We start from the raw sequence: 12,551 nt of genomic DNA on the forward strand, positions 1-12,551 counted from the left end.
ACTAATTGGAGGATGATTATTATGAAAAAGATTTATGATTCTACTGTTATAGAGGTTGGTTCACAAGTCGAGCTATTTTTACAAGAAAAGATGATGATTTTATTTAATGAATCTGCCCCTTCAGATTTACGAGATGTTTCCATAGTGCATAAACGTTGCTCATTAGAAGAGGATATTAAAGTAGGCGATGAATTAGTAATAGATAACAAGTCTTTTAAAGTTACTTTTGTTGGAAATAAAGCGAATGAAACAATGAGGGATTTAGGACATTCAACTGTAACTTTTGACGGTTCTTCAGAAGCTGACATGCCTGGAATGATTTGTGTAGAAGAAAAAGATATCCCTAAAATTTCTACTTCGACTCAACTTATTTTTAGACAATTACCTTAGAAACATAGATATTTATTGCAGTAAAACTATAGATTAGGACCTTTAAAAAGATTATCTTAGGTTAGAAAAAGACAAAAAAACTATTATTTTACATTACTAAGCATGCCTTTTTTAGATAAGTAGGAAGAAATGAAGAAAATACTTTAAAAGGAAGCTGGAGGACTTTTTATGAATTCTGTTGAAATAAGTATTATGAATGAAACTGGTTTACATGCAAGGCCAGCAACACAGTTTGTGAAAATATCAAATAATTTTCAATCTGAAGTTTCAGTCATAAAAGGTGAAAGAAAGGTTAATGGTAAAAGCATTATGGGCCTCATGAGTCTAGCAATTTCAAAAGGATCAATCATTAGAATAGAAGCCGAAGGGCCGGACGAACAACAAGTAATCAAATCTTTGGTCAACTTTATTGAATACAAACTAGATGATTAGGCTTAGAACGATCGATGTTAAGGAGAGGAACAACATGAAAAGTTCTGAAATGGAATCTGATTTATACTGTATTACTTGTAATGAAGAAACTCCCCACATTATTAGTTACGTTAATAGCAAGCTCGAAAGCGTTAAATGTGAAGAGTGTGAACGTACAATGAAAATCCAAAGAAATATTATGAAGGAATTTTATAAAGAAGTTTATGATCGTATATCTACAAAACCTTCAAGAATTACAACAGAATATAAAGAAAATTTAAGTGGGTTTTTATATAAGATTCCTGTTCGTGTAATTAGTAAACCTTATCGAATTATGAATGATTTAAACGAGTCACGTAAAGTAATTAAACGATTTAAACAATAGAAAATATAAACTATATATAACGCAATCAATCCTATTTAGTTAATTGACTTTGAACTTTATTGATAGCAATGAAAAAAAGCCTTTAAGATAATATATCTTAAAGGCTTTTTTGCTACTGCAAAAAGTATTATTTTAAGTGCTGCCATACCGTTTTAGGCAATGACATGGACATCCACTGCTGGCGCTTTGATTTATCAATCGTCACTTTCTTTGCTTTAATTCCTTGTTGAATCAGCTGTTTCATTAGTTTATCAATTGACTTCATCGCTATTCACCTCAAAAGCAGAAATTTGTTTTGCAAAAATGCTTTGCTTCTATTCTTTTACTTTTTTGCGCTTAAATTTCATAAAAAACTCATAGACAATTGGAACGATAATGAGCGTGAGTAGCGTAGAACTTGTTAGTCCCCCAATTACCGTAACCCCTAGCCCTTTTGAAATGAGGCCTCCACCTTCAAATCCAAAAGCTAATGGAAGCAGTGCACCAATCGTTGCAATAGCTGTCATTAAGATTGGACGAAGGCGTGTCATTCCAGCTTCTAGTAAAGCTTCACGCGTTGAAAGGCCCTCTTGCTCTTTATGAATAACGCGATCAATCAGGACAATCGCATTTGTTACCACAATTCCAATCAGCATAAGAGCTCCAATCATCGAAGAAATGCTAATCGTTTCTCCAGAGATTAACAGCGCCACTAGTGCACCAATGAGTGTAAATGGAAGTGAGAATAAGATAGCAAATGGTGCTAGCCCTCCACCAAATGTCAGGACCAGTACGAAATACACGATACCGATGGCTGCAAGCATGGCAATTCCTAATTGACTAAATGAGTCATTAATTTGCTCTGATGCTCCGCCAAAGTTAATATCCATATCACTTGGCAAATCAATTTTTTTCACTTCTTTTTGGACGTTAGAAGAAACGCCGCCTACATCGTCACTCTTAATATCGGCACTTACCTCTGCATAAATTTTATTATCACGGCGCGTTACCGTATTCGATGTTTTCCCTTTTTTAATGTCGACAACTTCATCTAATGTAACTTCCTGTCCAGTTTGAGAGGTCACTTTTGTGCTTGAAAGTTCGGCAAAAGTAGAGAAACCCTCTTTTTCTTTCGGAAGGTATACGTTAATTTCGTTTCCGCCTTTCTGAATCGTTGTTAATACTTCACGTTGTCCAAGGTTCGAGATTTGCATGCCGATTTGACTAGCAGACAAGCCGAGTTCAGCTGCTTTCTTTTGATTCGGTATTAACGTATATTCATCAAACGTATCTGAAAGCGTAGAATCGACATTTTTTAGTTCTTTATGCTTTTCTAAAACGTGCTGAACTTTATCAGCATAAGGTTTAATTTCATCTAAGCTATCTCCGTAAATAAGGACATTTAATGAATTATTGCTGCCACTAGACGCCGTATTCATTGAGCCCCATTCACCTTGATTCGCTTGTTTATTAAGAGCTTTTACTACTTTATCCTGCTCTTTATCAAAGTTTTGTGTATCCTCGTCATATTGCACAAATGTTAAAACATTATTTTTGCTTCCCGGATTAAAAGAGTTACCTTCACCAAAAGAATACTGAACCGTTTCGACACCATTACGTTTCATCAAGTACGCTTCTGCACGATTCGCTGCTTTTTCTACTTCGCTTTGAGACTGTCCAGTTTTCGGTGTATACGTAAGCGTCAGTGTTTTCTCTTCGTCTGATGGAAGGAAGCTCATGCCAATAGAAGAAACTAAAAATAAGCTTCCTACTAATAGCAATACGGCTAACCCAAAGGAAATAAGCTTATGGTTTAACGTGCAGTTCAAGATTCGCTTGTATCCATGCGCTAGCTTGCTTGGCTTTTCTTCCTTTACTTTTACATTTGTTTTAAATAACGAATGAGCAAGCATTGGCACGAGTGTTACGGCTACTAGCAGTGATGCTAACAGGGCAAAGACAACCGTTAACGCAAACGGTAAGAATAGTTCTCCTACCGGTCCTTCTACTAGACCTAACGGTAAAAATACGGCTACGGTTACGACTGTAGAAGAGAAAATCGGAACGAACATTTCTTTCGTCGCAGCGACTATTAAATCTTTTCCTTTAAGCTTTTCTTCCTGATAAGCCATGCGGCGGTAGATATTTTCAATAACGACAATGGAATCATCTACAACCCTTCCGATCGCTACAGTCATCGCCCCAAGCGTCATAATATTTAAAGAGATATCCATTGATTTGAGCGCTAAAATGGCGATTAATAACGAAAGTGGAATCGAAATAACGGCAATAATCGTTGAACGAATATCACGTAAAAATAAAAGAATGATAATAACCGCAAAGACCGCACCGATAATGGCTTTATTTAGCATCGTATGAACAGAATCTTCAATCGGTTTACCTTGATCAAAAATATTGTCAATGTGAAGGTCTTTATTTTTCTTTTCTAGGCTATTCATTTTTTCTTTGATATCATTTACAACGTTTACTGTGTTCGCATCCTTCGCTTTGACAACTTGTACAGCAATTGAAGGTTTGCCATTCGTGCGGGAAATGGATTCTGCTTTCCCCGTCACTTTAACATCAGCAATTTCTTTTAATTTCACAGTTGGAATAGAAGCTGCGGACGGGGACTGCTGTGCTGCTCCTTGTGTCTGCTGCTGGCTCATTCCTTGCTGCTGACCTTGAGCAGCTCCTTGGCTAGGCACAGCTGGAATCTCTACGTTTTCCAAATCTTTTTCTGTTGTCATCTTTCCATCTACCACAACGGATTTCTGGGATCCATCCATCGTATACGTACCAGCAGGTACTTTTGTATCGGATGCTTGAATTAGCTTTTTCACCGTATCTTCATCGAGTCCCAGCTGCTTAAGCTTGTCTTGTTTGAATACAAGCTCTGCTTCTTCCACTTGTTCTCCCGAAACGCTGACCGAAGAAATTCCTTGCACTTTTTCAACTTGTGGAACAACTGTATTTTTTACATACTTCGTTAATTCTTCTAATGACTTTTTATCATCTGAAACACTTAATGAAATAATCGGAAAATCACTAATGCTTTGTCTCGAAACAGTTGGTTCCTCTACATCATCTGGCAGATTTACGTTTGAAAGAGCTCGTCTAACTTCGTCTTCTGCCCTCCCCATATCTTGGCTAAAGCTGTATTCTACTTGAATGGTAGCCATATTTTCATAAGAAGAAGAGCTAACTGTATCAACACCACCAAGTCCCTGAAGCTTTTGTTCAATCGGCTTACTCACCTTGTCTGCCACTTGTTCCGGAGTGGCTCCCGGATAAGTTGCACTGACTGTTACAACAGGCGTTGAAATATCAGGAATGGTCTCTAGCTTCATATTAAATCCTGAATACAGCCCTGCAATAATCACAAAGAGTGTTAACAGCCATACTGCAAATTTATTTTTCAATGAAAATTTAATAAACTTCCCCAATTCATATTCTCCTTCAACTGTATAATGAATAACAAACCCTTAGGTCAAAAAAGCTAAAATGTAAATAACTAGTTAGAAAGTATCAAACCTAAATATAATTATTTGTTTTAAAAGCTTCTAAATGATTTTCAACCTCAACTTTGTTATTTCTCTTAAGCTTTTAGTGTATGATACGAAATGAATCATAAAATTGTTCAATAACATCTCCTCTAAGTTTCAAATATTAAAGACAAATTTTTTAAGGTGGTAACGCATTTACTGCGTTTTTGCATTTTTGCATATTGTGTAGTTTAGTTTTCAGCATAAATATACCTCCAATTTTTTTCACCTTGACAGTATATCAATGCAAAGTAAACTGAAAATCAACTAAAGGCCAATATACAGTTGATTTTCAGTTGATATTTTGAAGGTATAGTTTACTTACTATTAATGACGATAAGTGGAGGCAGTTTGCATGATTAACATATTGATTGTAGAAGATGATACAAATATCAGAAAGTTAATGGGTGCCGTCCTAAAACAGAATGGTTTTGAAACATTCGATGCAGAGGATGGCATCGTGGCACTTGAGTTAATGAATAAACATTACATTGATTTAGTGGTACTTGATTTGATGATGCCAAATATGGACGGTTATGAATTAACACGACAACTCCGCCTTATATGGAAAGACATTCCTATTTTAATGGTCACAGCTAAACAGGAGGCAGAGGACAAAAGACGAGGTTTTCTTGTAGGGACAGATGATTATATGACAAAGCCTGTAGATGAGCAGGAAATGGTACTTCGTATAAAGGCTCTTCTCCGCAGAGCAAAGATTGCCAGTGAACACAGAATAACACTTGGTAAAGTTATAATCGATTATAATTCGCTAACTGTATCCCGCGAACAGACGGTTATTACACTTCCTCAAAAAGAATTTTACCTATTATTCAAGTTGTTATCTTATCCAAATATGATTTTTACTCGTCTACAGCTAATGGATGAGATTTGGGGAATGGAAAATGAAACCGACGATCATACTCTCAATGTTCATATTAATCGGTTGAGGGACAGGTTTCGAGATTGGCCAGAATTTGAAATTATTACAATACGGGGGCTTGGATATAAGGTGGTTAAAAAAATATGAAAGAGTTTTTCAAGAAGAGATTTAGTCTAACTATAACTTTGGTAATATTTGTTTTCTTCGTGATGGTCGCGACATTTTTGTTGATTTTAGGTAGTATGCTGTTGCTACAGCAATTGGGAGTTACTTCTCTTCCAGCTTCCCCTCCCCAGGATTCTAAGGGAAACAATGAACATCCATTAGCATCATTTCTTTTATTTTTAGGAATCTGCGTTTTGCTAGGAACAGCACTTACAGCCTTTTTCAGTAAAAAGGCACTGAACCCAATCCGTAAAGTTATTGATGCTATACACAAGGTAGCTGATGGTGACTTTGATGTTCAAGTAAACTTAAAAGGAATTGGAGAATTAGAAGAACTTTCTCATAGCTTTAATAAAATGACACAAGAACTTTCAAGCATTGAAACATTGAGAAGTGATTTTATTAACAATTTTTCTCACGAGTTTAAAACGCCTATCGTTTCTATCCGGGGATTTGCTAAGCTTCTTAAAGAAAACAATCTTGATGAGGAAGAAAAGAGAGAATATCTTGAAATTATCATAAAAGAATCTGAGCGTTTAGCTGAACTTTCTACTAATGTGCTAACTTTATCAAAATACGAGAGTCTTGAAATTGTTACCGACATAGCGCCGTTCAGGTTAGATGAACAAATTAGAAAAACAATCGTTTTGATGGAACCTAAGTGGTTTAAAAAAGAAATTACAATAAATTTAGAATTAGAAGAAGTAATTTATAATGGAAACGAAGATTTGACCCAGCAGATTTGGATCAACCTTTTAGATAATGCTATTAAATTTTCTTATCATGGTGGGGTAATAAATATTACCCTTATGAAAGGAAAACATGGGATTAAATTTATTATTAATGATGAGGGCATTGGTATGGATGATCAAGTTAAGGCTAATATTTTCGAAAAATTTTATCAGAGCGATACTTCCCGTTCTAAATTAGGATATGGCATTGGACTTTCACTTGTAAAACGTATAGTGGAAATTTGCAATGGCCAAATTAGTGTGCAAAGTGAGCTAGATAAAGGGAGTATTTTTACTATAATTTTACCATATTCATAATTGGTATAAGCAATAGTTTTTTTCGAGATGTAAAGGGTTAGTTAAATAATAAACTTACAATAAGACACCTCCTATCAATAACATGAGATAGGTTATGCATGATGATTAACTTATTTTAGTTGTAAGTAAATTAATATATGAACAGCTCGTAGAAAAATAGAGTCTTTTTCTACAAAGTATATAGAATAGCTATAAAAGTTATGTGCTAGATCAAAGGTGACTGTATATTGTTCTTACACCTGAACCGTGTTTGAAAAACGTTCGCTAATCAAGTTTTATTTCCGTTCACAAAGGTATACTTTGTTGATTTACTTCGTCAATATCTAAGCCGATTCTCATAAGGTCTTGGATAAATAGTATAAAGTAGGAAACAGTCTTGAAGACATGATTTGTTTATCAGATAAAAAAACATTACTCCTTCTGGAGAAAAACATCTATTTAAATATACCAAAAACACCTTTCTAAGTAGTAAACAATAGCTAGAAAGGTGTTCGTTATTACTATAAAGAATTTATGTCATTTAATAGCTGTTTTTTCAGGTTGAATCATATCATTATTTTTACTCGATAGTTCATCTGGTGTCTTTAAGAATGGTGTTAGAATAGCACTTAGTATATAACATCCAGCATAGATAAATAAAACACCGCCTGCTCCAAGTGACTTGAAAAACAATCCTGCAATCGCAGGAGCTAAGAACGTACTTAATCCAGCTCCTAAATTTAATATAGACATTGCAGCTCCTTTATTGTCTGGTGCTAGGAGAGGAAAAAGAGCTGACAATGGAACATATCCTGCCATGGTGACACCACATAAACTTAATACTATCGTCATTACTAAATAATTGTGTCCCACTATATGTGGAGTGAAATAGACAAGTACAAGGACGATTGCATATGCTACCCCACCAACCCATTGTATCGTATTTCTCCACCCAAATTTATCTCCAACAAATCCAAAAAACAGATTAGCAAAAATAGCTACTGTAAATACTATTGACCACATATGTAGCCATTCCGTTGTAGAATAACCAAATTGAGCAAGATAAATAGGCATGAATACAGCAAGACCATATTGAGCTAATCCATTAATTGTTTTAACAATTAGACCTAGTGAAATCTGTTTTCTTTTTAGAATAGTAAGCCCTTTCAAAAATTCCGATAACTGTAATTTATGAATTTCGGAGTTTGGTACTTTATCTTTATTTGCAAAGATTGCTAGTAACGAGCCAATTATTACAAAAATTAATCCGGACCATAAAACATTAATATGTCCCATAACAGGAATTGCGACAGATGAGTAAAACGGTCCAAGGACGCTTAGACCCAGAGAAAACATAAACCAAAACCATCCTACTGCAGCTCCTCTTGTTTTTAAAGGAGAGCTATAGTTAATCCATATTAAAAAAGAATAAGCAAATAACGGATAACCAAATCCTCTAATAGCATAAAACGGCAGCATAATAGACAAGTTAAGTTTATAAATACCTAATCCAATAAAACCAAGACTTCCTATTAAAAAGGCAATTAATCCAAAGGCCATAGCTTTCCTAGGCCCTAGTGTTTGTACAAAAATCCCAGAAAGCCATGCAGAAATAGCAACTGTGACTCCATAAATAGTAAGCAAAAGGGAAGCATCTTCGATGCTCATCCCTCTTGAAACTAAGTAAGGTGAAATCCATGCTTGCTCGACACCATCACCTATCATAAATATAGTAAGACCTATATATCCCCACAATAAGTTTTTTGGTAACCCAATCTTATTGAACATAGTGATTATCTCCTTTAGACAATACTAGTAGCTAAATTATCTACTTGGTCTTTTATTAAGCACATTAAAAGCTGCTGAGCTTGTAAAGCATCTTCTTTCTGGATAATTTCTTCTACTTTATCTAATCCGTAATGCTCTAGAAAAGCATCCAATATTTTGTACATTTTAATGTTTTGCTCACATTCTTTTACAGGATCCTCACGAATTGGGAATGTATCGAAGTAAATAAGTCCATCATAATTATATTTCTTCGCATAATAAATGAATTCTAGAGTTTGAAGTAAATGGACAGTCCCCAGCATTAAACCGTCGTCATTGTCGTTATAGCCATCATTTAAATGGAAGCCCATTAGTCTATTCTTTCTTGCGGCAAGAGCTAACGAATAAGCTGGGTTCTCTTTTCTCATTAGCATATGACAAAAATCAAGGGTAACCCCCAGGTTAGGAGAAGCTACTTCTTCAATTACTAATAATGTAGTTGCAATATCCCCTACTAAAGAAAAGGCTCTTGGCTGATATGGTTTATATTCAAAACTAATTTTACTGTCAGGGTAACGTTGTGTAATTTGTTTTAAAGCATCAACTACCTTATCGACTGCCTTTTCATAATCCAATTGGAATGGATAGTCAAAACCGTCATTTGCCAGCCAGATCGTAGTAACGTCCCCTCCCAAATCATTACATAGTTGTACTGCTTCCATTGTTTCATTAATGGCTTTTTGGCGAATAGTTTCATTTGGGTTAGCAAATTCACCAAAGTCATAATGATCTTTAAAACGTAGTGCAATACCACTTACTTTTAGGTGTGTTTTCTGTAAAGCATCTTGGATTTCTTGAACTGTTGTTCCTACAAAATGTTCAGGATAATTTAGCTCAACATGAGTTAATCCTTTTACAGTTGCCATTCTGGAAATATAGTCAAGAACAGTTAAGGATTTATTATCGTAGTCCTTAAAGAAAATTTCCTTTTTAGTTTTAAATGAATTTAATCTTGTTGAAAATTTCATTTACTTCACTCCTCTATAAATTTGTTTTCAGATGGAAGGTTTAACTTAAACAGATTATAGAATCTTTTTTACTAATAAGTAAACAAAAATAAAAAACTTAACTGAAAATATTTATTTTTGACCATTTTAACAATAAAAATTTTACTTTTGTAAAATCAATAATAAAATTTTTGCATTGAAACGCTTTCTTTATACGTGATATAATAATCCTAATTCAGAAGGAAGGTCATAACAATGAAATCAAACAATATAGAGGGAAAAGAAATCATTTTATATGCGCGTAGCCTTGCTCCCTCGCTTGGAAAAAAAGAAAAATTAATAGTGAATTTTATTAGTAATCAATATCAGGAACTAGCAAAGATGACGATTAGTAGTCTTGCTTCTCACCTTAATGTAAGTGAATCAAGTATTACTAAAGTGTGCAAAAAACTTAAGTGTGAAGGGTTTTACGAATTAAAACATGCTATAGCTGATTACTTAGAAAATGGAGAAACTGCAGTTAGCGATGAAATGCAAGAGGATTTTGATCATGAAGATGACAATGAAACGATTTTAGAAAAAGTATTTTTCAATTCAATTGTAGCGCTACAAGATACATTAGCTGTCATTAATCGTCAGGCATTAAGTAAAGCAATAAGTGCATTAAAAAGTATTCAATCTAACGGCAAATTAGTGTTAGTAGGTAATGGCGGATCTGGTGTACTCTGTGAAGACTTTCAGCACAAACTACTAAAGATCGGTATTTTTACCGTTTCATATAGAGATTCTCATATGCAATTAATGGGTGGATCGTTAGTAAAAAAAGGAGACGTAGTATTAGGGATATCTCATTCAGGTACTTCAAAAGATGTGATAGATATCTTTAAATTGGCTCAAGAAAAAGAAGCAACCACTATCTGTATTACAAATCATGTTAAGAGTCCAGTTACGGAGTTTTCAGATATTGTATTGCATTCTTCTGCTCGGAATTCTCCTATTACAGGTGAAAATGCTGCTGCAAGAATCGCCCAACTAAATATACTAGATGTTTTATTTACCGTTCTAAGTTTAAATCAGCAAAATTTATCTTACGAAAATCTATTAAAAACAAAAGAGTCGGTGATATCTCACCGAACTTAAAAGTCGGAGGAGATCTAGAAGTGGAAGCAAAAAATGTCGTAGTTATTGGTAGCTTAAATTTCGATATCATAGTAAAGCAACAACGTATGCCAAATAAAGGGGAAACATTTATTGCTGATGAATTGGTACAAGGTCCTGGAGGAAAAGGCGCTAATCAAGCAGCTCAATGTGCTAAGTTAGGGTTGCCGACAGTTATGGTCGGAAAAGTTGGAGACGACCGTTTTGGTGAGGCTTTAATAGGATCATTAACTGCTTTTGGAGTCAATACTTCTTATATAAAAAAACTCGGTTCAACTGGTATGGGTCTTGTTCATGTAATGCCCGACGGCGATTATTATAGTACGATTGTTAAAGGGGCAAACGATTTAATTACAATAAATGATATTGATGAAATAGCTCATTTATTAGATTCCTCTTCTTTTATAGTCTTACAACAGGAAATTCCTGAAGAAGTTATAGAGTATATTATTACTAAATACGAAAGCGCTAACTTAAAAATAGTGTTAAATAATGCCCCGGCTCGGAAAGTAAAAGAAAATATATTAAAATGCGTCGATGTTTTAGTGGTGAATGAAACGGAAGCCTCCTTTATGTCAGGAAAATCTATAAACTCTGCCTCTGACGCAATTAATATAGGGAAAGAAATGCTCCCTCTAACTGGTGGGATGGTTGTCATTACATTAGGAAAAGACGGATCTGTAGTAGTAACTGAATCATACAGTAATTTCTTCCCTGCTGAAAATGTCCAAGCTGTAGATGCTACAGGTGCAGGAGATTCTTTTATTGGAGCACTTATCTATGCAATGTCTGAAGGTTTATCTATTGATCAATGTATGAAATTTGCTACTCATATCGGTGCAATAACTGTCACAAAAGAAGGTGGACAACATTCCTTTCCAACTAAGAAAGAGATCGAAAGTATCCTCATTTAGGGAGTAGTTTTTTTAATAATCAAAAGGAGCAATACCATGTTAAAGATGTGGTATTGCTCCTTTTGATGACAATATTAGAATTCGTCTTCCTTCTACCTTCTAAAGCGTCATGATACGTGCTTTTCAGCCTTAACGAAACGTTTTTATGAAAATCTTCTTTTCTCTCCCATACTTCTTTCCTACATTCATTAGAGAAATATCTGTCATAAAACCTCTCCCTTTAACGTTCATGTTTTCTTATTTATGCCTCTTTCTGGTGTTAAGGTAATTCGTTCTCTATTTATATGTATGCAAAAAGCAAAGAGCCTCTAAAATCTAATGATAACGTTTATAACAAATTTAAAAGCAAAAAAACACTAGTTAAATATTAATTTTCACTTCATATCATATACTAATAAATTTTGTATTCAATTTTTAAGGATTTGTTGTCTTCACAATAAACAAAAATAAATTCTATAATTATTTAATGTCAATATGTCTTTGACAATATAAATTAAATCAAAAAATAACGTATTATATATTAAGAAGTAAATATATAAACTCACTTATAAAAATAATAGTTTTATCCTTTACTCTAATGAATAATATAACAATAAATATTATCTATATTCTGAAGTTAAAAGGTATTAAAGATTCATTTAATAAATTATTTTAAAATTATCTAACGTTTATTACTTTTATTTTGATGTTTGTTTGGATAAAGGGGTGTATCTTAAGATACACAAGTAGAAACTATCTTTAACTCTTTCACTCAATAATTCCTTTACAATTTGATTTTCTAAATATTTAAGACAAGTTAACTAAAAAAGGTTAAATTATCCATATCCGTCTTATATACTAAAAATGAACCAATACACAATAAGAAAGAGGAGGAAGAAATCCTATGATAAGCATAAAAAAAGTTGCTTGTACTCATTAT

The 12,551-nt window shown here is 34.0% G+C and carries 11 protein-coding genes; 7 read left to right on the top strand and 4 right to left on the bottom strand.

Annotated features, from left to right (window positions below):
* Positions 1-21: 21 nt before the first annotated feature.
* The 3 genes from ACFX4R_RS28555 to ACFX4R_RS28565 all read left to right on the top strand — a co-directional run bounded on the left by ACFX4R_RS28555 (position 22) and on the right by ACFX4R_RS28565 (position 1,186).
* Entirely contained in the window at positions 22-390 is a 369-nt protein-coding gene (locus tag ACFX4R_RS28555; protein WP_377571613.1) for a PTS glucitol/sorbitol transporter subunit IIA, read from the top strand.
* Between the two features lie 168 nt (positions 391-558).
* Positions 559-822, top strand: coding sequence for an HPr family phosphocarrier protein (locus tag ACFX4R_RS28560; protein WP_377571616.1), 264 nt, complete (start codon positions 559-561; stop codon positions 820-822).
* Positions 823-856: 34 nt separating this feature from the next.
* Positions 857-1,186, top strand: a complete 330-nt coding sequence (locus tag ACFX4R_RS28565; protein ID WP_377571618.1) for a bh protein — start codon at positions 857-859, stop codon at positions 1,184-1,186.
* Positions 1,187-1,313: 127 nt separating this feature from the next.
* Here ACFX4R_RS28565 and ACFX4R_RS28570 read toward each other — a convergent pair whose 3' ends face one another.
* Both ACFX4R_RS28570 and ACFX4R_RS28575 read right to left on the bottom strand, forming a co-directional pair.
* Positions 1,314-1,451 carry a hypothetical protein gene (locus ACFX4R_RS28570; protein WP_377571620.1) on the bottom strand — a complete coding sequence of 46 codons (138 nt, stop codon included), beginning with the start codon at positions 1,449-1,451 and terminating at the stop codon, positions 1,314-1,316.
* Between the two features lie 49 nt (positions 1,452-1,500).
* Positions 1,501-4,611 (bottom strand): efflux RND transporter permease subunit, encoded by a 3,111-nt coding sequence (locus tag ACFX4R_RS28575; RefSeq protein ID WP_377571622.1) that lies wholly within the window; start codon positions 4,609-4,611, stop codon positions 1,501-1,503.
* A 454-nt stretch (positions 4,612-5,065) separates the two neighbouring features.
* Between ACFX4R_RS28575 and ACFX4R_RS28580 the strand changes: the two genes are divergently transcribed.
* Together ACFX4R_RS28580 and ACFX4R_RS28585 are read left to right on the top strand one after the other, a co-directional pair.
* Positions 5,066-5,740, top strand: coding sequence for a response regulator transcription factor (locus ACFX4R_RS28580; protein WP_377571624.1), 675 nt, complete (start codon positions 5,066-5,068; stop codon positions 5,738-5,740).
* Positions 5,737-6,807 carry a HAMP domain-containing sensor histidine kinase gene (locus ACFX4R_RS28585; protein ID WP_377571626.1) on the top strand — a complete coding sequence of 357 codons (1,071 nt, stop codon included), beginning with the start codon at positions 5,737-5,739 and terminating at the stop codon, positions 6,805-6,807. Before ACFX4R_RS28580 ends, ACFX4R_RS28585 begins: the two co-directional genes overlap by 4 nt.
* 516 nt (positions 6,808-7,323) lie before the next feature.
* On the opposite strand, the gene ACFX4R_RS28590 is transcribed toward ACFX4R_RS28585, so the two are convergent.
* The gene (locus tag ACFX4R_RS28590) at positions 7,324-8,574 is read right to left on the bottom strand and encodes an MFS transporter (RefSeq protein WP_377571628.1); all 1,251 of its coding nucleotides are present in this window, start codon (positions 8,572-8,574) and stop codon (positions 7,324-7,326) included.
* 14 nt (positions 8,575-8,588) lie between these two features.
* A complete protein-coding gene (locus ACFX4R_RS28595; RefSeq protein ID WP_377571630.1) occupies positions 8,589-9,581 on the bottom strand; it encodes a sugar phosphate isomerase/epimerase family protein in 993 nt (330 codons plus the stop codon).
* 234 nt (positions 9,582-9,815) lie between these two features.
* Here ACFX4R_RS28595 and ACFX4R_RS28600 point away from each other — a divergent pair, with 234 nt between their 5' ends.
* Both ACFX4R_RS28600 and ACFX4R_RS28605 read left to right on the top strand, forming a co-directional pair.
* Positions 9,816-10,700: a MurR/RpiR family transcriptional regulator gene (locus ACFX4R_RS28600; protein WP_377571632.1), complete on the top strand. Its 885-nt coding sequence runs from the start codon at positions 9,816-9,818 to the stop codon at positions 10,698-10,700.
* 20 nt (positions 10,701-10,720) lie between these two features.
* Entirely contained in the window at positions 10,721-11,632 is a 912-nt protein-coding gene (locus ACFX4R_RS28605; protein ID WP_377571634.1) for a ribokinase, read from the top strand.
* The last annotated feature ends 919 nt before the right edge of the window (positions 11,633-12,551 follow it).

Origin of the sequence: Priestia sp. YIM B13490 (assembly GCF_042787735.1) — a bacterium.
GTDB classification, from domain to species: domain Bacteria; phylum Bacillota; class Bacilli; order Bacillales; family Bacillaceae_H; genus Priestia; species Priestia megaterium.

What these genes read in the sequence shown, in the direction of transcription:
- ACFX4R_RS28580 (WP_377571624.1), top strand. Translation starts at nt 5,066, where the DNA reads ATGATTAACATATTGATTGTAGAAGATGATACAAATATCAGAAAGTTA.
- ACFX4R_RS28555 (WP_377571613.1), top strand. Translation starts at nt 22, where the DNA reads ATGAAAAAGATTTATGATTCTACTGTTATAGAGGTTGGTTCACAAGTC.
- ACFX4R_RS28585 (WP_377571626.1), top strand. Translation starts at nt 5,737, where the DNA reads ATGAAAGAGTTTTTCAAGAAGAGATTTAGTCTAACTATAACTTTGGTA.
- ACFX4R_RS28570 (WP_377571620.1), bottom strand. Translation starts at nt 1,451, where the DNA reads ATGAAGTCAATTGATAAACTAATGAAACAGCTGATTCAACAAGGAATT.
- ACFX4R_RS28590 (WP_377571628.1), bottom strand. Translation starts at nt 8,574, where the DNA reads ATGTTCAATAAGATTGGGTTACCAAAAAACTTATTGTGGGGATATATA.
- ACFX4R_RS28565 (WP_377571618.1), top strand. Translation starts at nt 857, where the DNA reads ATGAAAAGTTCTGAAATGGAATCTGATTTATACTGTATTACTTGTAAT.
- ACFX4R_RS28595 (WP_377571630.1), bottom strand. Translation starts at nt 9,581, where the DNA reads ATGAAATTTTCAACAAGATTAAATTCATTTAAAACTAAAAAGGAAATT.
- ACFX4R_RS28560 (WP_377571616.1), top strand. Translation starts at nt 559, where the DNA reads ATGAATTCTGTTGAAATAAGTATTATGAATGAAACTGGTTTACATGCA.
- ACFX4R_RS28600 (WP_377571632.1), top strand. Translation starts at nt 9,816, where the DNA reads ATGAAATCAAACAATATAGAGGGAAAAGAAATCATTTTATATGCGCGT.